Source organism: Novilysobacter erysipheiresistens (assembly GCF_036663935.1).
Classification (GTDB): domain Bacteria; phylum Pseudomonadota; class Gammaproteobacteria; order Xanthomonadales; family Xanthomonadaceae; genus Novilysobacter; species Novilysobacter erysipheiresistens.
The window spans coordinates 1-25,131 of record NZ_JAXGFP010000005.1 but is presented as its reverse complement, the minus strand read 5'-3'; the positions used below and the strand labels follow the sequence as shown (position 1 = coordinate 25,131).

Annotated in this window: 20 protein-coding genes and 1 pseudogene; 12 read left to right on the top strand and 9 right to left on the bottom strand. The window is 68.4% G+C overall.

Annotated elements, in window-relative coordinates:
* Positions 1 to 94 precede the first annotated feature (94 nt).
* The 3 genes from SNE34_RS10090 (at position 95) to SNE34_RS10080 (ending at position 6,501) form a co-directional block, all read left to right on the top strand.
* Complete coding sequence (locus SNE34_RS10090; RefSeq protein WP_332616878.1) at positions 95 to 2,416, top strand: winged helix-turn-helix domain-containing protein; 2,322 nt, start codon at positions 95 to 97, stop codon at positions 2,414 to 2,416.
* Positions 2,417 to 2,558: 142 nt separating this feature from the next.
* Positions 2,559 to 3,533 (top strand): helix-turn-helix domain-containing protein, encoded by a 975-nt coding sequence (locus tag SNE34_RS10085; RefSeq protein ID WP_332616877.1) that lies wholly within the window; start codon positions 2,559 to 2,561, stop codon positions 3,531 to 3,533.
* A gap of 64 nt (positions 3,534 to 3,597) precedes the next feature.
* Positions 3,598 to 6,501: a TonB-dependent receptor plug domain-containing protein gene (locus SNE34_RS10080; RefSeq protein WP_332616876.1), complete on the top strand. Its 2,904-nt coding sequence runs from the start codon at positions 3,598 to 3,600 to the stop codon at positions 6,499 to 6,501.
* 142 nt (positions 6,502 to 6,643) lie between these two features.
* On the opposite strand, the gene ppa is transcribed toward SNE34_RS10080, so the two are convergent.
* The 3 genes from ppa to SNE34_RS10065 form a co-directional block, all read right to left on the bottom strand.
* Positions 6,644 to 7,192: an inorganic diphosphatase gene (ppa, locus tag SNE34_RS10075; protein WP_332616875.1), complete on the bottom strand. Its 549-nt coding sequence runs from the start codon at positions 7,190 to 7,192 to the stop codon at positions 6,644 to 6,646.
* 114 nt (positions 7,193 to 7,306) lie between these two features.
* On the bottom strand, positions 7,307 to 8,854 hold the full coding sequence (locus tag SNE34_RS10070; RefSeq protein WP_332616874.1) for a mechanosensitive ion channel: 1,548 nt from the start codon (positions 8,852 to 8,854) through the stop codon (positions 7,307 to 7,309).
* Positions 8,855 to 9,040: 186 nt separating this feature from the next.
* Entirely contained in the window at positions 9,041 to 11,095 is a 2,055-nt protein-coding gene (locus SNE34_RS10065; protein WP_332617300.1) for a sodium-translocating pyrophosphatase, read from the bottom strand.
* Between the two features lie 187 nt (positions 11,096 to 11,282).
* Between SNE34_RS10065 and SNE34_RS10060 the strand changes: the two genes are divergently transcribed.
* On the top strand, positions 11,283 to 11,795 hold the full coding sequence (locus SNE34_RS10060; RefSeq protein ID WP_332616873.1) for a hypothetical protein: 513 nt from the start codon (positions 11,283 to 11,285) through the stop codon (positions 11,793 to 11,795).
* A gap of 16 nt (positions 11,796 to 11,811) precedes the next feature.
* Here the strand turns inward: SNE34_RS10060 and SNE34_RS10055 are convergent, their stop codons facing one another.
* Positions 11,812 to 13,068 carry a 6-phosphofructokinase gene (locus SNE34_RS10055; protein ID WP_332616872.1) on the bottom strand — a complete coding sequence of 419 codons (1,257 nt, stop codon included), beginning with the start codon at positions 13,066 to 13,068 and terminating at the stop codon, positions 11,812 to 11,814.
* Positions 13,069 to 13,218: 150 nt separating this feature from the next.
* Between SNE34_RS10055 and SNE34_RS10050 the strand changes: the two genes are divergently transcribed.
* The 3 genes from SNE34_RS10050 to SNE34_RS10040 all read left to right on the top strand — a co-directional run bounded on the left by SNE34_RS10050 (position 13,219) and on the right by SNE34_RS10040 (position 16,026).
* Positions 13,219 to 13,797 (top strand): adenylate kinase, encoded by a 579-nt coding sequence (locus tag SNE34_RS10050; protein ID WP_332616871.1) that lies wholly within the window; start codon positions 13,219 to 13,221, stop codon positions 13,795 to 13,797.
* Positions 13,798 to 13,933: 136 nt separating this feature from the next.
* Entirely contained in the window at positions 13,934 to 15,367 is a 1,434-nt protein-coding gene (locus SNE34_RS10045; protein WP_332616870.1) for a Mur ligase family protein, read from the top strand.
* 56 nt (positions 15,368 to 15,423) lie between these two features.
* Positions 15,424 to 16,026 carry an LON peptidase substrate-binding domain-containing protein gene (locus SNE34_RS10040; RefSeq protein WP_425604516.1) on the top strand — a complete coding sequence of 201 codons (603 nt, stop codon included), beginning with the start codon at positions 15,424 to 15,426 and terminating at the stop codon, positions 16,024 to 16,026.
* 46 nt (positions 16,027 to 16,072) lie between these two features.
* On the opposite strand, the gene SNE34_RS10035 is transcribed toward SNE34_RS10040, so the two are convergent.
* Complete coding sequence (locus tag SNE34_RS10035; RefSeq protein ID WP_332616868.1) at positions 16,073 to 18,067, bottom strand: bifunctional DedA family/phosphatase PAP2 family protein; 1,995 nt, start codon at positions 18,065 to 18,067, stop codon at positions 16,073 to 16,075.
* A gap of 87 nt (positions 18,068 to 18,154) precedes the next feature.
* Here SNE34_RS10035 and SNE34_RS10030 point away from each other — a divergent pair, with 87 nt between their 5' ends.
* From SNE34_RS10030 to SNE34_RS10020, 3 genes are read left to right on the top strand one after another with little or no spacing between them, the layout of a single operon-like run.
* Entirely contained in the window at positions 18,155 to 18,826 is a 672-nt protein-coding gene (locus SNE34_RS10030) for a protein kinase family protein (RefSeq protein ID WP_332616867.1), read from the top strand.
* A gap of 26 nt (positions 18,827 to 18,852) precedes the next feature.
* Complete coding sequence (locus tag SNE34_RS10025) at positions 18,853 to 19,671, top strand: SDR family oxidoreductase (RefSeq protein ID WP_332616866.1); 819 nt, start codon at positions 18,853 to 18,855, stop codon at positions 19,669 to 19,671.
* 29 nt (positions 19,672 to 19,700) lie between these two features.
* Positions 19,701 to 20,120 (top strand): VOC family protein, encoded by a 420-nt coding sequence (locus SNE34_RS10020; RefSeq protein WP_332616865.1) that lies wholly within the window; start codon positions 19,701 to 19,703, stop codon positions 20,118 to 20,120.
* Positions 20,121 to 20,126: 6 nt separating this feature from the next.
* Here the strand turns inward: SNE34_RS10020 and SNE34_RS10015 are convergent, their stop codons facing one another.
* Positions 20,127 to 20,999 carry an ion transporter gene (locus SNE34_RS10015; protein WP_332616864.1) on the bottom strand — a complete coding sequence of 291 codons (873 nt, stop codon included), beginning with the start codon at positions 20,997 to 20,999 and terminating at the stop codon, positions 20,127 to 20,129.
* Positions 21,000 to 21,096: 97 nt separating this feature from the next.
* Between SNE34_RS10015 and SNE34_RS10010 the strand changes: the two genes are divergently transcribed.
* Positions 21,097 to 22,317 (top strand): aspartate aminotransferase family protein, encoded by a 1,221-nt coding sequence (locus SNE34_RS10010; RefSeq protein WP_332616863.1) that lies wholly within the window; start codon positions 21,097 to 21,099, stop codon positions 22,315 to 22,317.
* 19 nt (positions 22,318 to 22,336) lie between these two features.
* On the opposite strand, the gene hemL is transcribed toward SNE34_RS10010, so the two are convergent.
* On the bottom strand, positions 22,337 to 23,623 hold the full coding sequence (hemL, locus tag SNE34_RS10005) for a glutamate-1-semialdehyde 2,1-aminomutase (protein ID WP_332616862.1): 1,287 nt from the start codon (positions 23,621 to 23,623) through the stop codon (positions 22,337 to 22,339).
* Between the two features lie 11 nt (positions 23,624 to 23,634).
* Positions 23,635 to 24,282: a thiamine phosphate synthase gene (gene thiE / locus SNE34_RS10000; protein ID WP_332616861.1), complete on the bottom strand. Its 648-nt coding sequence runs from the start codon at positions 24,280 to 24,282 to the stop codon at positions 23,635 to 23,637.
* A gap of 21 nt (positions 24,283 to 24,303) precedes the next feature.
* On the opposite strand from thiE, the pseudogene SNE34_RS09995 reads away from it, so the two are divergent.
* Positions 24,304 to 24,544: pseudogene (locus tag SNE34_RS09995) on the top strand (rubredoxin).
* A 5-nt stretch (positions 24,545 to 24,549) separates the two neighbouring features.
* Here SNE34_RS09995 and SNE34_RS09990 read toward each other — a convergent pair.
* On the bottom strand, positions 24,550 to 24,978 hold the full coding sequence (locus SNE34_RS09990; protein ID WP_425604515.1) for a DUF192 domain-containing protein: 429 nt from the start codon (positions 24,976 to 24,978) through the stop codon (positions 24,550 to 24,552).
* Positions 24,979 to 25,131: the final 153 nt, after the last annotated feature.

Genomic DNA, 25,131 nt, shown 5'->3' with positions numbered 1-25,131 from the left:
CCGGCGTGCCTGCCAATCCTCGAGAACCCTGCCGGTGCCACGACCTTCCGGCACATGACCGCGCGCGCTGCGCGGCCCATCCTTGTCCGGATACATGTCCAGTTCGCTTGATCCCCTGCCGTCGGAGCGTTTGCGCGTAGGCCAATGCATGGTCGACGTGGCGCTGCGCGAGATCCGCGCGCCCGACGCCCGGAGACCGACACGGGTCACGCCCAAGTCGATGGGCGTGCTGCGGATGCTGGTCGACAATGCCGGCAAGGTGGTCAGTCGCGATGCATTGCTGGCCGGGGTCTGGCCCGACACCCTGCCGAGCAACGATGTCGTCACCCAGGCGGTGACCCAGTTGCGCAAGGCCTTCGGCGAAGCGCGCGACAATCCGCAATACATCGAGACGATCGCCAAGGGCGGCTACCGGTTGCTGGCCGAAGTGGAATGGCTGTCGCCGGCAACCGCCACCGATGGCGTCGTCGCGGCGCCGGCCCGGCACTTGTCGAACCAGGACATGCCCGTCGCGACCGAACCGGTCGCACCGCAGCCGCGCCCGGTGTTCCTTCCTTCCGCGTCGCGCCTGCGCGGCGGATGGGGCGCGATCCTCGGCGCGGTGGCGGTGGCCGCGGTGCTCGCCGGGGTCCTGGCCTGGTGGTCGGTGGCGCGCAATCCGGCGCCCCGCCTGGCACAACCGCCCGCAGAGGCCGCCAGCGGCCGCGCCTTCGGGCTCGAGTCGCGCCTGATCACCTCGTCGCCGGGGTTCGAGGTGGCACCCAGCCTCAGTCCGGACGCATCGATGGTGGCTTACGTGGCGGTGCCGCCCGGCCAGCGCAACATCGCGGTCATGGTCCAGGCCACGACCCCGACCACGCCGCGCCAGCTGACCCGGCCGACCGGGCAGGCCGAGGATTTCAGCCCGGCCTGGTCGCCCGACGGCCGCGAGATCGCATTCCTGCGGCGGATACCCGACCAGAGTTGCGAGATCCGCATCGTCAGCGCCAGCGGCGGCGCCGAGCGCGTCGTCGGCCAGTGCGACCACCACCACCTGCCGAGTTTCGACTGGACCCCCGACGGCAGCGGGCTGATCTTCGGCAGCCACGGGGTGTACCACGACCGCCCCGGCCTGCACCTGCTCGACCTCGCCAGCGGCGAACTGCGCGCGCTGGAATACCGGGCGAGCCCGGAGAACCACGACTTCGCCCCGCGCTATTCCCCCGACGGGCGCTGGATCGTGTTCGTTCGCAACATGCCGGTCGGCGATTTCTGGCGACTGCCGGCCACCGGCGGCACCGCCGAGCGCCTGACCTACCTGGACGCGCAGATCCTCGGCTGGGACTGGAGCCCGAGCGGGCGGGCGCTGATCTACTCGCACCATCACGACAACGCCAGCCGGCTGTACCGGCTCGACCTGGAGACGGGGGCGCGGGTCGAGTTGGGGCTCAAGGATGGCGAGGAGCCGGCGACCGCCGACGACGTCCCGGCGCTGGCCTACGTCCAGCGCAGCACCCGTTTCAGCATCTACCGCTTCGACCTCGATGACGACGGCGAGCCTGGCGAGCGCTTGTTTACCTCGTCCGGCCGCGACCGCCTGCCCGCGATCGCTCCCGACGGCCGGCAACTGGCCTTCATCTCGGACCGTTCCGGCGAACATCGCCTGTGGTGGGCCGATGTCGACCGCCCCGAGTCGCTGCGCCTGCTGGACGGCTTGCTGCCCGAATCGCGTTACCTGCCGCGCTGGTCGGCCGACAGCCAGCGCCTGCTGGTGGTCGGGCGCGGGGTCGGTCCGGACGCCCGCACCCGGGGCGCGCACGGGGTGTACGAACTGACCCCCGCCAGTGGCCGCGTCCAGCGCCTGGCGTTGCCGCTGGACGAACCGCTGCAGGCGGTCTACGTACCCGATCCGGCGGGGGGCGGCGAACGGGTGCTGGTGGTCGTCGCCGACCCGCGGGGACGGCTGCGCGCGGACCTGTTCGACCGCGGTGATGATGGCTGGAAGCGCATCGGCGCCCTCGAAGATGCCTCCCGGGTCGAAGTCGACATCCGCCGCGGGCGGGTGCTGTTCGCGCGGCCGGGCCAAGCCGGGCTGTGGCAGGCCAACCTGCAGCTCGATCCGGCCAGCCTGCGCCAGGTCCATCCCGCGTGGCCGACCCCGTCGCGCTACCGCTCCTGGACCGCGGCGCCCGCCGGCGGGATCTACGGCATCGAGCGCACCGCCCGGTGCTCGGCACAGTTGGAGGTGTACGCCGGCCCGGTCGCGCCGCCGCCGCGCTGCCTGGATCCGAATCGCCGGGCGGCCACCTACGGACTCAGCCTCGACCCGCGCTCAAACCGGCTGTACGTCACACTTGTGGAATACGACAACAGCGACATCGGTTTCGCCACCTACCAACCACCTGCCGAAAAGCTGTGGCCGGGTGTCGCCAAGTGATTGACCCGGCTGGAAAAAGTTCCTTCGTAATTCCTTCGGAACAGCTTTCGGGGCGATTTCGGGCAACTCTCCGCGAACTTTCCTGACTCCGGCCGACCGATCCGGCAAACCCATGGGCCAACTCCTGGCAAATGGGTAGGCAATGGACAAGACACTCTGGGCCGATCGCGGCCAACTGTTGCAGCTTGACGCGCCCGAGACGGGCGGTCCGTCGACGCTTGCGTCGGCCGGTTGCATCGCCGTTTCACGACTGGGCAGCGTGCAGTTGTCCGCCCAGGTGTTCACGGTCTGGGTGCAATTGCGCGGCAGCTCGTGGGTCGAGGCGCGCGAGGGCAAGTTCCGCCTTCGCCGCGGCGACTGGATGGCACTGGAGCGCGACTCCCGGCCGCAGGTCCAGGCCGACCGCCACGGCCTCTGCATCGGCCTCAGCCTCGATGCCGACGCCCTGAAGGCGGCCGCACGCCTGGCCGACCTCAACCTGCATGCCGGCCGCGGCACCCTCGATCGGCGCGACACCCGGATCATGCTGCGCCTGTGGCGCGGTGCCGCCCGGCGCCTGGCCACCCTCAACGGCGCCGATGGCGTCGCCGAGGTCACCGCGCTGCGACCCTTGCTGCTGCAGCTGGCGGCGATCCAGAGCGACCTGTCGGCGCGGGTCGCGCGCTGCCCGGGGCGTTCACGGTTGCGCAAGCGCCAGGTATTCAGCCGCCTGCAGCGTGCCCGCCTGTACCTGGAAGGCAATTGCGACCGGGTGGTGCGGATCAGTGAGCTGGCCGAACTGACCAGCTTCTCGAGCTGGTACTTCTCCAAGACCTTCCACAGCGTGTACGACGAGAGCCCGCAAGCGGCCTCGGCGCGGATGCGGCTGGAGCGCGCGGCCGACCTGCTGGACAACAGCGAAATGATGATCGGCGAGGTCGCGGCCGCGTCCGGCTTCGACAACTGCTGCAGCTTCGCGCGCGCCTTCCGTGTCCGCTACGGCATGTCCGCGACGGGTTACCGCAACGCCGCCCGCAAGCGGGCGCTGGCGCCTGCCGCGACGTCGCTGCGGTCGGCAAATACCCGCTCGCGACCCGATTCGGCAAAGCCAGCCGGCTTCGACCGCAAAGCGGCGTAGCCCGGCGCGCCGTAGCTTGGGACGGCGTTTTAACGCGCTCATAACGATATCTGGAGAGAGATAGATGACAACCCGCAATTTGCGCCCCGCGCTGCGGCTCGGCTTGCTGCCGGCCGGTATTGCCGTCGCGCTTGTGCCGGTCCTTGCCGGCGCGCAGGAAGCCGCCCCCGCGCAAGACCCGACCACCCTTGACCGTATCGAAGTCACCGGTTCGCGCATCCGCCAGGTCGACCTGGAAACCGCCGCACCGGTGTTGCTGATCAACCGCGAGGACATCGAGCAGCAGGGCTTCAACTCCGTTGCCGACATCCTGCAGAACATCAGTGCCGCTGGTTCCCCGGCGATCAGCCGCACCTCGCCGCTGTCCTCGGGTGAGGCCGTCGGCGGCAGCTACATCGACCTGCGCAACCTCGGTGCCAACCGCACCCTGATCCTGGTCAACGGCAAGCGCCTTGGCATCACCAACGGTGGCCTGCAGGACGTCGCCTCGATCCCGGCCGCGATGGTCGAGCGGATCGAAGTGCTGAAGGACGGCGCCTCGACCATCTACGGTTCCGACGCGATCGCCGGCGTGATCAACATCATCACCCGCCAGAACTTCGACGGCGCCGAAGCCAACGCCTACATCGGCCAGTACGACCAGGGCGACGGCACCCGCGAGCAGTACAGCTTCGTGATGGGCAGCACCGGCGAGAAGGGCTCGGTCACCGTCGGTGTCGAGTTCACCGAGGAAGACCCGGTGTGGGCCGGCGACCGCTGGTTCAGCCGCAACCGCTTCCCGACCGGCGAGAAGTCCGAACCGCGCCCGGGTGGCCTGTCCTCGATCAGCCAGTACGGCACCCTGTACGTTCCGACGCCGACCGCGGCCAACCCGAACGCCACCACCGCCTACACCCTGATCCGCGACGGCCAGGATCGCGATGCCCGCGATTTCGCCAACTACCGCTTGTACGATCCGGCCCTCGACAGCACCAACCCGTCGCTGGCCTCGACCGTGTACTCCGGCGTCAAGCGCAAGTCGATGTTCTTCAACGGTGTCTATGACATCTCCGACGACATCCGCTTCGAAAGCGACGTGCTGTACACCGACCGCGAGTCGTTCGCGCAGAACGCCGGCTACCCGTACCGTTCCAACGCGTTCGGCACCCCGATGTCGGCCGACAGCTACTACAACCCGCTGGACGAGGAAGTCACCTTCTGGCGTCGTGGCTGGGAAGTGCCGCGCGAGGTCCAGAACAACCTGACCACCTTCCGCTTCACCGGTGAGTTCGCCGGTGCGTTCCAGATCGCCGACAGGTACTGGGACTGGGATGTCGGCTACCTGTACAACCAGAACAAGGGCACCCAGATCAGCACCGGCAACTTCAGCCTGGCTGCCGTCGCGGGCGCGGTCGGTCCGTCGTTCCTCAACAGCCAGGGCGTGGTCCAGTGCGGCACCGCCGCCGACCCGATCCCGCTGGGCTTCGGTCCGGGCGCGTGCACCCCATGGAACCCGCTGGTTCCGGACGGCGTGACCGGCCAGGGCGGCCTCGCCGACCCGGCTGTGCAGGCGTACCTGTACCTGCCGGGCCAGGCGCTGTCGGAAACCACCACCAAGTCCTACTACGCCAACCTCGCCGGCTCGCTGTTCAGCCTGCCCGCGGGTGACGTCGGCGTCGCGGTCGGCATCGAGCACCGCGCCGAAGACGGCTTCTTCTCGCCCGACGCACTGGCCCAGACCGGCACCTCGACCGACCTGGCCTCCGGCCCGACCGGCGGCGGCTACTCGCTGGACGAAGCCTACGTCGAGTTCCTGGTGCCGATCCTCGCCGACATGCCGTTCGCGCAGGAGCTGAGCGTCAGCCTCGCCAGCCGCTACTCGGACTACGACACCTTCGGCGACACCACCAACAGCAAGTTCGGCTTCACCTGGAAGCCGCTTGACTCGGTGCTGCTCCGTGGTACCTGGTCGGAAGGCTTCCGCGCCCCGACCGTGTCCGACCTGTACGGCGGCGTCGGCCAGAGCTTCGAGGACTACACCGACCCGTGCGACACCGTGTTCGGCGCAGTGGGCGGCAGCGCCCAGTGCCTGGAAGACGTGCCTGCCGGCTATCGCCAGCCGGCCAGCGATCCGGACGGCATCGCCGACGGTCCGGGCACCCAGACCCCGATTCCGTTCCTGTCGGGTTCCAACCCGGACCTGACCCCGGAGACCTCGGAGTCGCAGACCCTCGGCGTGGTGTGGAGCCCCGGCTTCGCCGAAGGCCTGAACCTGTCGCTGGACTGGTTCAACATCCGCATCGAGAACACCATCGTCTCCGACTCGCCGACCGCGATCCTCGACGACTGCTACATCCGCGGCATCGACTCGCGTTGCGATGCGCTGGGTTCGGATGCGTTCGTGCGTGACCCGGTCACCGGCGAACTCACCTCGCTGGCGTTCGGCGGCCGCAACGCCGGCTTCATCGAGACCGAAGGCTTCGACTTCGACCTCAACTACCGGATGCAGACCGCCTACGGCAACTTCGGACTGGCCTGGTTGAACACCTACGTCAGCAAGAACGAGCTGAAGACGGACAACCTGGAAGGCGTGCCGCAGCAGCAGAACGGCTTCGGTGGCAACTTCCGCCTGCGCTCCAACGCCAGCCTGGCGTGGGACATGGGTGACTTCGGTGCGACCTGGTCGACCCGTTACTACTCCGGCGTCAAGGAGAACTGCTACTTCGACGACCGTTGCAGCCTGCCGGACTACGCCGCGCCGGATACCCTGGGCACCAACGTTCCGATGAACGAGCTGGGTTCGACCACCTTCCACGACGTCCAGGTCCGCTGGAACGCCCCGTGGAATGCCACCGTCTCGCTCGGCGCGAACAACGTGTTCGAGAAGTACGGTTCCCCGAACTACGACCAGCCGAACTCCGGCTACTCGTACTACGGTGGTTTCGACATCGGTCGCTTCGTCTACATGAAGTACCAGCAGCGCTTCTGATCGTTCCTCGATCGGTAACAGGAGGCGGCCCCGGAAACGGGGCCGTTTTCTTTTGGGCGCCCCGCAAGCAGGCAGAACATGCGGGCACAAAAAAGCCGCCCGCAGGCGGCTTCTTCGCATTGCCGGGCGCGCCGCCGGCGGGTCAGAAATTCGGCTTGTCCGCCGTGGCCTCGAAGCGCTTGATCGACTCGACCAGGATCGTCTTGGCCTCGTCGGCGCCGCCCCAGCCGTCGAGCTTGACCCACTTGCCCTTCTCCAGGTCCTTGTAGTGCTCGAAGAAGTGGCCGATCCGCTCGCACCAGTGCGGGCTGACCTTGCCGATGTCGTCGATGTGGGCGTAGCCGGCGAACACCTTGTCGACCGGCACCGCCAGGATCTTCTCGTCGCTGCCGGCCTCGTCGGACATCTTCAGCACCCCGACCGGGCGGCAACGGATCACCGAGCCGGGGATCAGCGGCAGCGGCAGGATCACCAGCACGTCGGCCGGGTCGCCATCGCCACACAGGGTGTGCGGGACGTAGCCGTAGTTGCACGGGTAGCGCATCGGCGTGGACAGGATGCGGTCGACGAAGATCGCGCCGGAGTCCTTGTCGACTTCGTACTTGACCGGCTCGGCGTCCTTGGGGATTTCGATGATGACGTTGATCTCATCCGGCGGGTTCTTGCCGGTGGCGACGAGGTCCAGGCCCATGCGGGTGCTCCAAATCAGTGCGGGGAGGGCGCGTTCGCCAGTCGGCGACGCAGAGCCGCGCAGTTTACCGGCCCGGCTGCTGCGCTGCAGCAACCGGGCCTCCCTCCCGGACCTCTACGGCTGCGGCGGCCGCTTCAGGTACTGGCTGGCCCAGCGGTTGGCGACCTGGCCCGCCGCATCACGACCACCCAGTCCGAACGCCAGCGCCGCCGCTACCGCGACCGCACCGAGCACCAGCCCGAACGCCAGGTTGACGATGTCGTCGGCCACGCCCATCGCGCGCAGGCCCATCGCGATCACCAGGCCGAGGATCGCGACGCGCGCGATCCGGGCCATGCCTCGGCCGTCGGTGCTGGCCCGCTCGATCGCCCTGGCGGCGACGTCGGCCAGCCAGTAGCCGACCACGAAGATCACCAACCCAAGCAGAATGTCGGCGCCGAAGGTGATGAACTGCTCCAGCAGGCTGTGCACGCCGCCGAAGCCGAGCAGGGCGGCGGCCTCAACCGTGGCGAACAGCATGATGAAGAACAGCGCGACCTTGCCGGCCAGGTCGGACAGGGTTGGCGCGGGTTCGACGGATGGCGAGGTGCCAACCCCGCGCGATGTATCGGTGGGGATGACGGTGCCGTCGGGGGCGATCGTGGCGTCGGTGCTGGTCGCTGCGGTCGCGCCGAACGCATGGCCCAGGCCAATCCGTTCGGGCAGCCGGTCGAAGCCGAGGTTGGCCAGCAGCCGCGCCACCAGCCCGGCGACGAAGCGGCCGATGAACCACGCCAGGATCAGGATCGCGGCGGCGGCGAGCACGTTCGGCACCGCCTGCAGGAACACGTCCAGCATCCGCGTCAGCGGTCGCGAGATCGCCTCGATCCGCAGCGCGTCCAGAGCCGCAATCAAGGTCGGCACGATCACCAGGATGAAGGCGAGGGTGCCGCCGAGCTGCGACAGCTTGATGCCCCGGGTGTTCTCGTTGCCCTCGACGAACCGGTCGATCCCGGTCGCCGCCAGCAGGTTGGTGACGATGCCGCGAACCACCTTGGCGATGACCCAGCCGATCACCCCGATGATCGCCGCGGCCAGCAGGTTGGGCAGCATGCCCAGCAGGTCGGTCATCATGTTCGACAGCGGCGCCATCAATCCTTCGATCTGCAGCACGCCGACGATCGCCGGCAGGAACAGCAGCAGCACCAGCCAGTAGGCGACATTGCCGAGCGTCTGCGACATCGGCTGGGTATCGGCCTTCTCCGACAGCTTCTCGTCGAGCTGGCTGGCCGCCAGCGCCTTGTTGACCACCACCCGGGCGATCGTCGCCACCAGCCAGGCGACCAGCGCCAGCACCGCGGCCGGGATGATCGTGGAAGCGAACGACGACAACGGTCCGGACACACCGTCGACGTTCATGACGCTGAGCGCGCCGATCAACGCGACCAGCAGGATCGCCCAGAACACGATGCGGCCGGCGATGCGTTCGATGTCGACGCTCGATTTGGTATGCGCCGAAAGTCGCTGGTTGGCGTTCAACGCATCCAGCCCCTTGCGGGTCAGCGCGCTGGCGACCAGGGCGACGATCCAGCCGACCAGCAGGATCGCCAGCCCGCCGAGGATGCTCGGCAGGTATGGCCCGAACGAGTTCTGCACGGAATCTTGCCAGTTGGCGGCTTGCATTCGATCTCCCTCCCTGAGAGACGCGCGACGGATAGTGCGCGTAGGTGTGGTCAGTCGTGCGCCGCGAACGCGGCCACCCGACCATGCCAAACCGGGGGTGAACAGAGCGTCGGCGCTCGATTCAGCAAGATGAAGACAAAAAAGGCGGCCCGAAGGCCGCCTCGAATCGATCGCGCGTTGACGGTACTAAAGCAACGGCACCATCAGCAGCGCCACGATGTTGATGATCTTGATCAACGGGTTGATCGCCGGGCCGGCGGTGTCCTTGTACGGGTCGCCGACGGTGTCGCCGGTGACCGCGGCCTTGTGCGCCTCGCTGCCCTTGCCGCCGTTGTGGCCGTCCTCGATGTACTTCTTGGCGTTGTCCCACGCACCGCCGCCGGTGGTCATCGAGATCGCGACGAACAGGCCGGTGACAATGGTGCCGATCAGTAGGCCGCCGAGCGCCTTCGGTCCCAGCAGCAGGCCGACCACCACCGGCACCGCGACCGGCAGCAACGACGGGATCACCATCTCCTTGATCGCCGACTTGGTCAGCATGTCGACCGCGCGCGAGTAGTCCGGCTTGCCGGTGCCTTCCATGATCCCCGGAATCTCGCGGAACTGCCGGCGCACTTCCTCGACCACCGCGCCGGCCGCGCGGCCGACCGCTTCCATCGCCATCGCGCCGAACAGGTACGGGATCAGGCCGCCGATCAGCAGGCCGATGATCACCATGTGGTCGGACAGGTCGAACGTCATCGCCTCGTACGGCACGCCGGCCGCCAGTGCCTCGGCGGCGCCGCGGGTGTCGAGGTTGTGGGTGTAGTCGGCGAACAGGACGAGTGCTGCAAGAGCAGCAGAACCGATCGCATAGCCCTTGGTCACCGCCTTGGTGGTGTTGCCGACTGCATCCAGGGGGTCGGTGATGTTGCGGATTTCCGGCGGCAGTTCGGCCATCTCGGCGATGCCGCCGGCGTTGTCGGTGATCGGACCGTAGGCGTCGAGCGCGACGATCATGCCGGCCATCGACAGCATCGCCGTGGCCGCGATCGCGATGCCGTACAGGCCGCCCAGCTCGAACGCACCCCAGATCGCCGCGCACACCGCGATCACCGGCAGCGCGGTCGACTTCATCGACACCCCGAGCCCGGCGATGATGTTGGTGCCGTGGCCGGTGGTCGAGGCCTGCGCGATGTGCTGCACCGGCTTGAACTGGGTGCCGGTGTAGTACTCGGTGATCCACACGATCAGCCCGGTCAGGACCAGTCCGACCAGCGCGCAACCGTAGAGGTTGATCGCGCCGTGTGCGTTGTCGGCCATCAGCCCGGTGGTGATCGGATAGAACGCGATCGCCGCCAGCACCGCCGAGACGATCACGCCCTTGTACAGCGCGCCCATGATCGAGCCGCCGGCCTTCACCTTGACGAACATCGCGCCGATGATCGAGGCGATGATCGACACCCCGCCGAGCACCAGCGGGTACAGCACCGCGTTGGCACCGGCCTCGGCGACCATCAGGCCGCCCAGCAGCATCGTCGCGATGATCGTGACCGCGTAGGTCTCGAACAGGTCGGCGGCCATGCCGGCGCAATCGCCGACGTTGTCGCCGACGTTGTCGGCAATCACGGCGGGGTTGCGCGGGTCGTCCTCGGGGATGCCGGCCTCGACCTTGCCGACCAGGTCGGCGCCGACGTCGGCACCCTTGGTGAAGATGCCGCCACCGAGACGGGCGAAGATCGAGATCAGCGATGCGCCGAACGCGAGCCCGACCAGCGCATGCAGCGCCGCCTCGCCGACGATTCCCATCGAGTCCAGCAGCCACCAGTAGCCGGCGACGCCGAGCAGGCCGAGCCCGACCACCAGCATCCCGGTGATCGCGCCGCCGCGGAACGCCACGTCCATCGCCGGGCCGATGCCCTTGCGCGCGGCCTCGGCGGTGCGCACGTTGGCGCGGACCGAAACGTTCATGCCGATGTAGCCGGCTGCGCCCGACAGCACCGCGCCGAGGGCGAAACCAATCGCCGTCGGCCAGTTGAGGAAGAAGCCGATGACCAGGAACAGCACCACCCCGGCGATGCCGATCGTGGTGTATTGCCGGTTGAGGTAGGCGCGCGCGCCTTCCTGGATCGCGCCGGCGATCTCCTGCATGCGTTCGTTGCCGGCGGGCTGCGCGCTGATCCAGCGCGCCGAGATGATCCCGTACAGGATCGCGATGACGGCGCACACCAGCGCCAAGGTCAAACCGTACTGCTCCAGCATGAACCCCTCCCCTTCAGAAGTGGACAACATGGAATTTCGGATTGCGCACCTTCGTTGTGACTGCGGGGCGGTGGACCGGCCGACAGCCTGCCGACTATGGCATAGGTCGGCGCCGGGTTTCCGTGTCGACCGGCGGTTCAGCCAAGGCGTGCCAGCCTGCGCCGCATGTTTCCAGCCGGAGCGCCCCATGCGCCTGACGCCGCTGTTGCCCCTGATGTTCGTCGTCGCCGTCATGCCGGCGATGGCCGCCGAACCGAAGCCGGAGATCGACCGCGCCAAGGCGACCCCGCAGGCGGTCGGTGCCGCCCACACCCTGCGTTCGATCCCCGAGGCCTGCGCCCGGATCGAAGGCATGTTCACCGGCCAGTCCGCCGACCCGTACAAGTTCGCGGTGGTCCGCACCAGCCCGAACTGCCAGCCGCGCGCACGCTTTGTCGATGCCGCCAAGGCCGGGCCGTCGGTGGCGAAAGGCTGGATCTTCAACGACCTGATCCGGGTGCCGAACGCGTCCTGCCCTGCGCAGCAGGCGGTGGTGAAGGTCTGGCGCAAGCCGGGTGCGAACGGAAGCCCGGAACTCGATGCACAGGGCCGTGCGCGAATCTACCTGGGTGACTCCAAGGAAGCGGCACAGGCCGACACACTCGCCGCGATCCCGATGTTCGCCGCGTCGATGGCGGTGGAGGGCAAGGCCTGCGAGTGAGTCGATCGAGAGTCGATCACCCCGCCCAATTCCCCAGCTTGCGCCGCACCCCCACGTTCTTCAGCGCCACGTACTTCGGCAAGCCATCGCGCCCGTACGGCGGTGGCGCCTCGCCGCGGATCAGCGGCTCCAGGTGGAGCCGCGCCTTGTCGGTGATGCCATACCCGTCGCGCCGGATGAACCCGGCCGGCATGGTCTTCTCATGGTTGGCGACCTTCGACAGTGGCGCCGCCTCGATCTTCCAGCGATACGGCGCATCCGAGGTCCGCACGATCACCGGCATCACCGAGTTCATTCCCTTCAGCGCGAACTCGACCGCCGCCTTGCCGACCGCCTGCGCCTGCTCCAAGTCAGTCTTCGACGCGATGTGGCGCGCCGAGCGCTGCAGGTAGTCGGGCAGGGTCCAATGGACCTTGTAACCGAGCGCATCCTTGACCCGCCCGGCCAAGTGCGAGGCGACCCCACCGAGTTGGGTATGCCCGAACGAATCCTTGCCGCCACCGGCATCGGCGACGAAGCGGCCGTCGGCGGTGCGGATGCCCTCGCTGGCGACCACCACGCAATAGCCGACACGCTCGACCGTCGCCTTCACCCGCTTGAAGAAATCGGCCTCGTCATACGGCCGCTCCGGAAACAGGATCAGGTGCGGCGCCTCGTCCGCGCCGTTGCCGGCGAGCCCCGCCGATGCCGCCAGCCAGCCCGCGTGCCGGCCCATTGCTTCGTACACGAACACCTTGGTCGAGGTATCGGCCATCGCCGCCACGTCCAGCGCCGCTTCGCGCACCGACACCGCGGTGTACTTGGCGGCCGAGCCGAAGCCCGGGCAGCAGTCGGTCACGGCGAGGTCGTTGTCGATCGTCTTGGGCACGCCGATGCAGGTCAGCGGGTAGTCGAACTCGGCGGCCAGCTTCGACACTTTCAACGCGGTATCGGCCGAATCATTGCCGCCGTTGTAGAGGAACCAGCGCACGTCATGGGCCTTGAACACCTCGAGCAGCCGCTCGTACTTCGCCCGGTCCTCGTCCAGCGACTTCAGCTTGACCCGGCACGAGCCGAACGCACCGCCGGGGGTGTGGGCCAGCGCCTGGATCGTCGCCGGCGACTCCTTCGAAGTGTCGATCAGCTCCTCGCGCAGGGCGCCGAGGATGCCGTTGCGGGCCGCCAGCACCTTCACCTTTTTCGCGCGGGCGGTCTGGATCACCGCCGCGGCGGTGGCGTTGATGACGGCGGTGACGCCGCCGGACTGGGCATAGAGCAGGGTTCCCGAGGCCATGGGGCTTCCAGTGTGAGGGCCGGGGGAGGGGCGGGATGCGCTAAACTGGACGCCGTTTGCCCCGGCAGGTGGACAGGTCGCTGCGAGTGTAGCGCCGGCCCCGTGAGGCGCAGGTTTCAGCATTCAACACGCATTTCCAGGAGCGACACGATGCGATTGGTACTTCTTGGCGCGCCCGGCTCGGGCAAGGGCACGCAGGCGGCGCGGCTCAAGGAGCACCTGCAGGTGCCGCACATCTCCACCGGCGACCTGCTGCGCGCCGAAGTCGCGGCCGGAAGCAAGCTCGGGCTGGAAGCGAAGGAAATCATGGCCCGTGGTGAACTGGTCAGCGACGCGATCCTGCTGGGGATGCTGGAGGACCGGTTCTCGCGCGACGACACCCGCGGCGGCTTCATCCTCGACGGCTACCCGCGCAACCTCGCCCAGGCCGACGCGCTGAACGCGCTGCTGGAACGGATCGGCCAGCCGATGGACGCCGCGGTGCAACTGGAGGTGCCGACCGAACTGCTGGTCGAGCGCATCGCCGGCCGCGCCGCCGCCGAGGGCCGTGCCGACGACAGCCCCGAATCCGTCCGCACCCGGCTGCAGGTCTACAACGACCAGACCGCACCGGTGGTCGACTTCTTCCGCCAGCGCGGCAAGCTCAGCGTGGTCGACGGTGTCGGCGAACTGGACGAAGTGTTCACCCGCATCGTCGAGGCGCTGGCGCCGGTTCCAGCGGTCGGCTGATCGGCGACGTGGGCTCTTCGTAGGAGCGGCTTCAGCCGCGATCTGAAATCGGTCGAGCGGACCAGGCATCCGATCGCGGCTGAAGCCGCTCCTACAGGGTGACCGTCGTCGACCACCAGCTTGGACCACCATCGCGATGAAACTCCACATCCTCGGCATCGCCGGCACCTTCATGGGCGGTATCGCCGCGCTCGCGCGCGAACTCGGCCACGAGGTCGAGGGCAGCGACCAGGCGGTCTATCCGCCGATGTCGACCCAGCTCGAAACCCTCGGCATCGCCCTGAGGCAGGGCTATGTGCCGACCAACATCTCGCCCGATTGCGACGAGATCGTGGTCGGCAACGCGCTGTCGCGCGGCAATCCGGCGGTCGAGCAGGTTCTCGACGACGGTCGCAACTACATTTCCGGCGCCCAATGGCTGGCCGGGAACGTGCTGCCCGGACGCGACACCCTCGCGGTCGCCGGCACCCACGGCAAGACCACCACCAGCACCATCCTGACCTACCTGCTGCAGGCGGCCGGGCGCGAACCGGGCTTCCTGATCGGCGGCGTGGCCGAGGATTTCGGGGTGTCGGCGCGGGTCGGTGATGGCCGCGACTTCGTGGTCGAGGCCGATGAGTACGACACCGCGTTCTTCGACAAGCGCAGCAAGTTCGTCCACTACCGGCCGCTGGTGGCGATCCTCAACAACCTCGAGTTCGACCACGCCGACATCTTTCCCGACGTCGCCGCGATCCAGCGCCAGTTTCACCACCTGGTGCGAACCGTGCCGCGGCGCGGCCGGCTGATCGTCAACGGCGAGGACGCGCGCCTGGCCGAGGTGCTGGCGATGGGCTGCTGGACGCCGGTCGAGACGTTCGGACTCGACCCGAGCCTGTTTCCCAAGGCCGCCCTGCACGAAACCCACGGTGACCGCGCCGATCAAAACACCGCCGCGAGCGCCGCCTTCAACTGGACGGCACGACTGCTAGCCGAGGACGGCAGTGCATTCGTGGTCGTCCACGACGGCGTCGAACTCGGCGAGGTCCATTGGCCGCTGCTCGGCCGCCACAACGTGATGAATGCGCTGGCCGCGCTGGCGACCGTCAACGCGGTCGGTGGCGACGTCGCCGCGATCCTGCCCTCGCTGGCCCGGTTCCGCAGCGTCAAGCGGCGCATGGAGGTGATCGGGCGCGCGCGCGGCATCACCGTCTACGACGACTTCGCCCACCATCCGACCGCGATCGCGACCACCCTGGCCGGCCTGCGCGCCAGTGTCGGCGACGCGCGGCGGATCATCGTTGCGATGGAGCCGCGCAGCAATTCGATGCGGCTGGGCGCGCACGCCGATGCGCTGGCGCCGTCGCTGGACGGCGCCGACGTGGTGGTGTTCCTGCACCGCCCGGAACTGGCGTGGGACGCAGGCAAGGTGGTCGTCGGCCTGCGTGGAGATGGCATCGCGGCGGCCGACGTCGACGCGCTGATCGCGGCGCTGCGCGAGCGGGTCGGCGACGGCGACCATGTGGTGTTCATGTCCAATGGCGGCTTCGACGGCGCGCCGCGGCGGTTCCTCGCCGCCTTGCAGGACTGAGCCGCCCCCGCGCCGGGTTCCGGCACCGTTCCGGAACCACGCTGGCCTGCGTTAGGCTGTCGCCGATGCCGAGTGAATCGTTGCCCCCGTCGTTGTCGCTGTTTCCGTTGCCGACCGTGCTGCTGCCCGGCGCCTCGCTCGGCCTGCGCGTGTTCGAACCGCGCTATCTCGACCTGGTTCGCGAATGTGGTCGCAACGACTGCGGTTTCGGCATCTGCCTGGTCATTGACGACGCGCCCGGCACCGAGACCGCTTCAGCGGCGGCCTACGGCACCGAAGCGTTGATCGAGGACTTCGACACTGGCGATGACGGCCTGCTGACCCTGCGCGTGCGCGGCGCGCGACGCTTCCGCGCGCACAAGGTCCGTGTGCGCGACAACGGCCTGCAGGTCGCCGACATCGAATGGTGCGACGCCGATCCGATCGAGCCGGTGCGGCCCGAACACGGTTTGCTGGCGACCCTGCTGCAGACCGTGCTCGACCGGGTAGGTGGGGAGCACGCGAAGGCCGCCGACGCGCGGATCGACGATGCCGCCTGGGTCGGCTGGCGCCTGGCCGAGATGCTGCCGCTGGAGGATGCCCAGCGCCAACAGTTGCTGCAGATCGACGATCCGCACGAGCGCATGGACCACTTGTTGTCGCTGATGCCTGACACCTGACACCTGGTACTGGACGCGACGGCGCGACACCCGCCTCGACGCAGCGCTAGCGCCGGGTGTCGGTGCGTACGCGCAGCACCGGCACGCCGCTGTCGGGGTGCGGCATCTCGATCGTGTTGAACCGGCCCAGCGCTGCCTGCACCGCGGCATGGGCGGCACCGTCATGGGCAAGCGGCCGCCAAAGCACGGCCGCCCCGAGCGGCTTGTTTACATGCAGGGTCTGGGTGGTGCCGAGCCACAACGGGGTGCCGTCGGCCAGTGCGACCGGCGCCGGCCATAGCCGCAGGGCGTATTGCTCGCCGTCACGGGCACCTTCGCGGAGCATCAACAAGGCCTCGGCGTGGGCGTCCAGGGTCGCGGGCAACACCACCTGCTCGCGTTGGGGGGTGTCGTCGTCGAGCAGGGTGATCGTCGCCAGCCAGTCGGCTTGCGGTTGCGTGCGCCAGCCATTGGCCTCCAGCGCCTGTTGCAGCGGCGCCAATGGTCCGGCGACCTGCAGGTCGAGCGGCCAACGCTGGCGCTCGTCGCCCTCGTTGCGCCGCGCCGGCAGGGTCGCCCAGTCCTGCTGCCACCAGTCGGCGGTGGCGATCACTTCGGTTGGCGGCTGCGCGCTGAACTTCGCCAACATGTCGTCGGCTGCACGGGGCGCGTGCCATAGCGCGGCGGCGACGAAGCTGCCATAGAACAACATCGCCAACGGCCGCATCCAGAATGAGCGGGCCACGTGGCTGCGGTAGGCGATGCCGAGTACCAGCACCCACGCCAGTCCGAACAGGGTGCCGCCGACCAGGTCGCTGGCCCAGTGCGCGCCCAGGTACAGCCGTGCGAATCCGACCACGGTGGTCACCACGCCGGCCAGCAGGTACGGCCAGACCCGCTTGCGACCCGGCAACTCGCGCGCGATCAGCACCGCGAAGAAGCCGAACACGATCGTCGTCATCGTCACCGCGACCGACGGGAAACCGAACCCGGCCGGCGCGGTCGGCGGCCGCGGCATCACGATGGCGGCCTCCAGCAATGCGGTCAGCACCAGCCCGAACACCACCGCCGCGATCCAGTGCGCCGCCGCCATCCAGCGCCGCCGCCACAACAGGTACGCCAGCGCGATCGCCGCCGCCGACCCGAGCACCTCGCCGTCGCCGAGGCTGGCCAGGCCCGCCATCAGGCGGTCGGCCAGCGGATTGCGCAGGGTCCACATCAACTCGTGCAGGTGGTGGTCGAGCGCGAGCGGGCCGCCGCTGGCCAGCAGCATCGCCAGCAGGGTGAACCAGATCCAGCTGATCGCCAGCAGGCAGGCGGCGAGCATCGCCAGCGACGCCGACTCCGGCCGGTTCGGATCGATCAACGCGCCGGCGTAGCGCCCCAGCCTTGGATGCGAGCGCGTCCAGCGCAGCGCCTGCGCGAGCAGATGATCGGCGTGGGCGGCGAACCAGCGCCAGGTGTAGAGCACCGCGGCCCACACCAGCGCCACCGCGACCGCCATCGTCCCCAGCGCCAGGGTCAGCCGGTCGGCAACCGCGGCGACCGCATCGTACGAGACCCCCAGCACCCAGCCGGGCGCGAGGAACAACGCCGCCCACGCCACGCAGGCGAACAGGCTGGTCAGGACATAGCGACGCAGCGGCATCCGCAACATGCCGGCGATCGCCGGGACGAACGGCCGCACCGCGCCGACGAAACGCGCGATCAGGATGCTCTTGACCCCGTTGCGACGGAACAGCGACTCGCTGCGGTTGAGCCATTGCGGATAGCGCGTGAACGGCCAGCGCTGACGCAACCGTGGTCCCCAGCGGTAGCCGACCCAGTAGCTCAGCGAGTCGCCCGCGAACGCGCCTGCGGCGGCGCAACCGAGCGCATACGGTCCATCGATATGGCCGAGCCCGACCAGCGCGCCGACCGCAAACAGCAGCGGCAACGCCGGCACCACGATTCCGGCGACCACCAGCGCATCGCAGAATGCGACCAGGAAGATCAGCGCACCGGCCGCGACGGGGTTGGCGCTGATCCATGCGGTCGCGCTGTCGAGCCAGGCCGGGTTCATTGCGCAATTATGGCAGCGCGTGATGAATTTGCCTTGCATCGCAAGCCGAATCGGCTGCGTCCGGCGGCGCTTGCGTAAACTGCGGCGATGCCCGCCCCCCCTTCCTCTTCCGCGCACGAAGTCGCCGCGCTCAAGGCCGACAGTTTTGGCCGCATCGCCCTGATGCGCGATGCCGACGGCTTGTTCGTGCGCCGCGACCTCGCCCACGTACCGCTGTGGCTGCGCCTGCCGGCCTGGTGGCTGGCCCGCCGCGAGGCGCGCGCGCTGTGCCGGGTCGACGGATTGCCTGCGACCCCGCAACTGCTGCGCTGGGACGGTCGTCGACTCGACCGCAGCTACATGGCAGGCGCTGCGATGTACCAGCGCCCGCCGCGTGGCGACCTCGACTACTTCCGCCAGGCGCGCCGGCTGCTGCAACAGCTGCATCGCCGCGGCCTCGCCCACAACGACCTGGCCAAGGAAGCCAACTGGCTGGTGCTCGAGGATGGTGCGCCGGCGATCATCGACTTCCAGCTCGCCACCCGCGGCGACTCGCGCGCGCGCTGGATGCGCCTGCTCGCGCGCGAGGACCTGCGCCACCTGCTCAAGCACAAACGCACGTACTGCCGCGAGCACCTGACCCCGGTCGAGCGACGCGTACTGAAACGCCACTCGTGGCTGCGCGACGCCTGGTTTGCGACCGGCAAGCCGATCTACCGTTTCGTCACCCGCAGGTTGTTGAAGTGGGAAGACAATGAGGGGCAGGGGCCGAAGCCCTGAGCCCTGAGCCCCACGCAGGAACCCCGATGACCACCCTCTCCGGCAAGACCCTCTTCATCACCGGCGCATCCCGCGGCATCGGTCGCGCGATCGCCCTGCGCGCCGCCCGAGACGGCGCCAATATCGCGATCGCCTCCAAGTCCGCGGTCGCCAACCCGAAGCTGCCCGGCACCATCCACTCGGTCGCCGCCGAGGTCGAGGCCGCCGGCGGCCAGGCATTGGCGCTCAAATGCGACATCCGCGACGAGGAGGCAGTCGGCGCCGCGGTCGCCGCGACCGCCGATGCGTTCGGCGGCATCGACATCCTGGTCAACAACGCCAGCGCGATCTGGCTGCGCGGTGCGCTCGACACACCGATGAAGCGCTTCGACCTGATGCAGCAGGTCAACGCGCGCGGCAGCTTCGTCTGCGCGCAGGCCTGCCTGCCGTGGCTGCTGCAGGCGCCGCACCCGCACATCCTCACCCTCGCGCCGCCGCCCAGCCTCGACCCGAAATGGTGGGCGCCGCACACCGGTTACACCCTGGCCAAGATGGGCATGAGCTTCGTAACCTTGGGGCTGGCCGCGGAGTTCGCCGGGCAGGGCGTCGCGATCAACGCGCTGTGGCCGCGCACGATCATCGCCACCGACGCGATCAACATGATTCCCGGCGTCGATGCGGCGCGTTGCCGGACCCCGCAGATCGTCGCCGATGCCGCCCACGCGATCCTCGTAGCCCCGGCCTCGGCGCGCACGGGCGCGTTCCTGATCGACGAGGACGTCCTGCGCGACGCCGGCGTCGACGATTTCAGCCAGTACGCCGTCGACCCCGGGCAATCTCTGCTGCCGGACCTGTTCCTCGACTGAACCCCGCACGCGATTCACGGAGACAACCGATGCGCTACCTCCACGCCATGGTCCGGGTCCGCGACCTCGACGCCTCGCTGAAATTCTTCCGCGACGGCCTCGGCCTGGTTGAAACCCGCCGCCGCGATTACCCCGACAGCCGTTTCACTCTGGTCTACCTCGGCGCGCCGGCCAACCCCGGGGCGGAGGTCGAGTTGACGTTCAACTACGACGACGAGGACTACGGCTCGGCGCGCAACTTCGGCCACCTCGCGTTCGAGGTCGACGACATCCACGCCACCTGCGCGCACCTGCAGGCGCAGGGCATCACCATCAACCGGCCGCCGCGCGATGGCCGCATGGCGTTCGTGCGCTCGCCCGACCTGATCTCGATCGAACTGCTGCAAAAGGGCGCCGCGCTGGCGCCCGCGGAGCCGTGGCTGTCGATGCCAAACACCGGAAGCTGGTAGCTGTGCCTAGCCCATCCGCTTGGGCAACAGATGGCCGCAGCCACGGCAATGCATGGCGTCGGGGTCATGGCCTTCCAGTCCGCATTCGGGGCACCCGCGATGATCGTGGTGTCCGTCGCCGTGCGTCGCCTCGCGGAGGCTGCTGGCCAGCTCCGCGGTGTAAATGCCGGTCGGCACCGCAATGATGCTGTAGCCGATCAGGATCAAGACCGAGGCGATGAACCGTCCGAGTGGCGTCGCCGGCGACAGATCCCCGTAACCGACGGTCGCCATCGTCACGATCGCCCAGTACATGCCGGTGGGAATCGTGCTGAAACCGTGTTCAGGGCCTTCGATCACGAACATCATCGCGCCGAATATCACAGCGATCGTCAACAGCGCACTGACGAACAGGAAGATCTTGCGCCGGCTGCGCCACAGCGCGGTCATCAACAGCCCGCCTTCCTCGACGTACTGGGTCAGCTTGAGTATCCGGAACAGTCGAAGTACGCGCAGGATCCGAACTACCAGCAGCGCCTGGCTGCCGGGGAACAGCAGCGACAGGTAGGTCGGCAGGATCGACAGCAGGTCGATGATGCCCCACAGGCTGAGCGCGTAACGCAGCGGCCGGCGCACCACCAGCAGGCGCATCACGTACTCGGCGGTGAACAACGCGGTGAAGCCCCATTCGATCGCGTACAGGACCCGCGCGTGGTCGATGTGCAGCCACGGATCGCTGTCGAGCATGATCACGATCACGCTGGCGAGGATCGCGACGATCAGCAACAGGTCGAAGTTGCGCGACGGCGGCGTGTCGTGGCGGTAGATGATGTCGAACCAGCGCCGACGCCAGCCGGTTTCGGTCGCGGGGTTGAGCTGCGGGGTGGAAAACAGGCGCATGGCGGACCTCTGCGGGCATTGTGCCGCACCCGTCCGGACGGGTCGCGGCAGCCTCGTATCGACGACAATAGGACTTTCCCCCGTCACGACGCGACCCATGACCACCACCGATTTCCAGGACCTCGTCGATCGCTATTACCTGCCGGTCTACCGGCCGCGAGGGATCGTGCTCGACCACGGGCTTGGTTCGCGGCTGTGGGATCGCGACGGTCGCGAGTATGTAGACTTCGGCGCCGGTATCGCGGTCAACGCGCTTGGCCACGCCCACCCCGCGCTGGTCGAGGCACTGACCGCGCAGGCCGGCAAGCTCTGGCACACCAGCAACGTGTTCGTCAGCGAACCGCCATTGCGACTGGCGCAGGCGCTGGTCGAGGCCGCCGGTTTCGCCGCGCGGGTGTTCTTCTGCAACTCCGGCGCCGAGGCCAACGAGGCGGCGATCAAGCTCGCGCGCCAATGGGCGACGTCACGCGGCCGCGAGCCGGAGCGCCGGGTGATTCTGAGTTTCCGCGGCAGCTTCCACGGTCGCACCCTTGCCGCGGTCACCGCGACTGCGCAACCGAAATACCACGCCGGATTCGAGCCGCTGCCGCCGGGTTTCCGCTACAGCGACTTCAATGACCTCGCCGCGGCCGAGGCGGCGATGGCCGCGGGTGATGTCTGCGCGGTGCTGGTCGAGCCCGTGCAGGGCGAGGGTGGGGTGACCCCGGCGAGCGAGGCGTTCCTGCACGGCCTGCGCGCGCTGTGCGATCACCACGACGCACTGCTGATGCTCGACGAGATCCAGTGCGGGATGGGCCGCACCGGCCAGCTGTTCGCATGCGACGGCTATGGCGTGCGCCCGGACGTGGTGACCCTGGCCAAGGCGCTCGGCGGCGGCTTTCCGATCGGCGCGATGCTGGTTGGCGGACGCGCCGCCGACGCACTGCAGTTCGGACAGCACGGCACCACTTTCGGCGGCAATCCGCTCGCCACCGCGGTTGCCGGCGCTGCGCTTCGCGAACTGTCGTCACCGGCGCTGCTGGCAAACGTCGAGCGGCAGTCGAAAGCCCTGCGCGACGGACTGGCCGCGCTCGAAGTGGAATTCCGGCTGTTCAGTGAAATCCGCGGTCGTGGTCTGATGCTCGGCGCGCAGTTGCGTCCGGAGCACGCCGGGCAGGCGGGCGCGATGGTCGATCGGGCCATCGAGTACGGGCTGCTGATGTTGCAGGCCGGCCCGGACGTGTTGCGCTTCGTGCCGGCGCTCAACATCCGCGATGCCGATGTCGCCGAAGGACTGGCGCGGTTGCGCGCGACGCTCGCGGGATTTGCCTCCGACTGACGAGCGTTGCGACGTCAGCTCAGGCGAGTTCGCGGAACGCCGCGCGCGCGGCTTCGACCGTCTGTGCGATCTCGGCCTCGCCATGCGCGCTCGACATGAACCCGGCCTCGAACGCCGACGGCGCCAGGTACACGCCACGCTCGAGCATCGCGTGGAAGAACCTGCCGAACTTCGTTGCGTCCGAGCCCATCGCATCGTCAAAGCTTTCGACCGGACCTTCGCGGAAATACAGCCCGAACATGCCGGGCGCTCGCGTTGTATGGAACGCCACACCGGATTCGCGCGCGGCGGCTTCCAGTCCGTCGCACAGCCCATGGGTGCTGGCCTCCAGTGTGTCGTGGAATCCCGGCGCCTGGATTAATTCCAGCGTCGCCAGGCCCGCCGCCATCGCCACCGGATTGCCGCTCAGCGTGCCGGCCTGGTAGATCGGCCCGCTTGGTGCCACCTGCGACATCAGGTCGCGGCGCCCGCCATAGGCGCCGACCGGCATGCCACCGCCGATGATCTTGCCGAACGTGCTGAGATCCGGGGTGATCCCGTAGCGCTGCTGGGCGCCGCCGAGCGCGACCCTGAAGCCGGTCATCACCTCGTCGAAGATCAGCAGCGCGCCGTGCTCCGTGCACAGATCGCGCAGGTGCTGCAGGTAGCCATCGCGCGGCAGGATGCAGTTGGCGTTGCCGACGATCGGCTCGATGATCAGCCCGGCGATCTCGCTGCCGATCTCGTCGAACAGCTTAGTGGCCGCATCGAAATCGTTGTACGGGATCGTCATCGTCAGATCGGCCAGCGTGCTCGGCACCCCGGGCGAGTTCGGCAGGCCGAGGGTCAGCGCGCCGCTGCCCGCCTTGACCAGAAAACTGTCGCCGTGGCCGTGGTAGCAGCCCTCGAACTTGACGATGCGCGAGCGCCCGGTCGCGCCGCGCGCCACGCGAATGGCCGAGAGCGTCGCCTCGGTGCCGGAGTTGACCATCCGCACCATCTCGCAGCTCGGCACGATCGAAGTGATCGCTTCGGCCATCGTGACTTCAAGCGCATTCGGAACGCCGAAGCTGAGGCCATCGCGCATGGTCGCGGCGACCGCATCGAGCACCTTGGGGTGCGCGTGGCCGGCGATCATCGGCCCCCACGAACCGACATAGTCGATGTAACGGTTGCCATCGACATCGAACAGGTATGCGCCTTCCGCGCGTGCGGCGAAGAACGGTTCGCCGCCGACCGACTTGAACGCGCGCACCGGCGAGTTGACGCCGCCCGGAAGCAACTCGGAAGCGCGGGCGAACAGGGCGTGGGAACGGTCGTGGTTCATGCGGGACTCGGTCAGTGGGACGGGGCGAAACAGGAAAGGTAGGCGCGGGTCGCCGAGGCGGGGTCGGGCGCGTCGAACACACCGCTGATCACCGCGAGCAGGTCGGCGCCGGCATCGACCAGCGAGCGGCCATTGTCCGGGGTGATTCCGCCGATCGCCACCCGCGGGACCCCGAGCGACGCGGCGTCGGCCAGTAGTGCCGGGCGTGCGACCCGTGCATGTGGCTTGGTCGGCGAGGGAAAGAACGCGCCGAACGCAACATAGCTGGCCCCCGCCGCAACGGCCTCGCGGGCCAGTTCGATCCGGTCGTAACACGAAGCGCCGATGATCGCGTCGGCGCCCAAGGCGGCGCGTGCGGCGGCGAGTTCGCCATCGTCCTCCCCCAGGTGCGCGCCATCGGCCCGGATCATCGCCGCCAGCCGCCAGTCGTCGTTGATGATAAACGGCACCCTGTAGCGCGCGCATAACGGCTGCAACAGCCGCGCCTGGCGCATGCGCAGGTCCGCATCGGCGCGCTTGTTGCGGTACTGCAGCCACGCCGCTCCGGCCCCAAGCACAGCTTTCACCCGCTCAAGCAGACGTTGGCTGTCGGCTTCGTCGGGGGTGATCGCGTACAAGCCGGAAGATGGCCAGGATCGGTTGGTGCGGAGCGGGTTCATGCAAGGCTTTCGTCGACGCGGGTGGGGTGGGACAATGCGGGTTCGCTCCGCAGCCGTCCATTATCCGCCCATGCCCGATACCGCCACGACCACCGAATTCCGCACCTGGATGTGCGTCGTCTGCGGCTTCATCTATGACGAGGCCAAGGGCTTGCCGGAAGAGGGCATCGAGCCGGGCACGCGTTGGGACGACGTGCCGGACACCTGGACCTGCCCGGACTGCGGCGTGACCAAGGACGATTTCGAGATGATGGAACTGTAGGACGCTCAGAGTGCCGGGATTGCCGGCGCCAGGCGCAGTTCCGCACCGTCTTCCAACCCTAGCTTCGCCGCCTCGCCGGCGTTGAGCTCCAGCACATATCGGGCCGGGCTTTCGCTGGGATACGAGGGGCAACCATCGCCCAGCGTGCACGGCGGAACATCGCGTTGTTGCGACACCAGCACGCGCTCGTCGTCGAAGTACAGGATATCGAGGGGGATTTTGGTGTTCTTCATCCAGTACGCCAGCGGTTGCTCGCGCTCGTGGATGAACAGCATCCCGCGGTCGGTCGCCATCCTGTCGCGGAACATCAGGCCGCGCGCGCGCTCCGCGTCGTCATCGGCAATCTCGACCGCATAACGCGCGCCGCCAACCTCCACCCACAGGTCGCTGCCGGATGCGCAACCGGCCAGCAGAAGCCCGCAACCGACGATCATGCCGCGGACGACGGATAAAAAGGCAGGCATCGACGCACTCCTCATGGTGGTGGTCTCGACCTTCGAACAGCGTCGTCGGCCCGTCAAGCCGGGCATCGCTGCCGCGTCCGAAAAAATTTTCATCCCACCCCTTCCCGGATCGGGAGCAGGTGT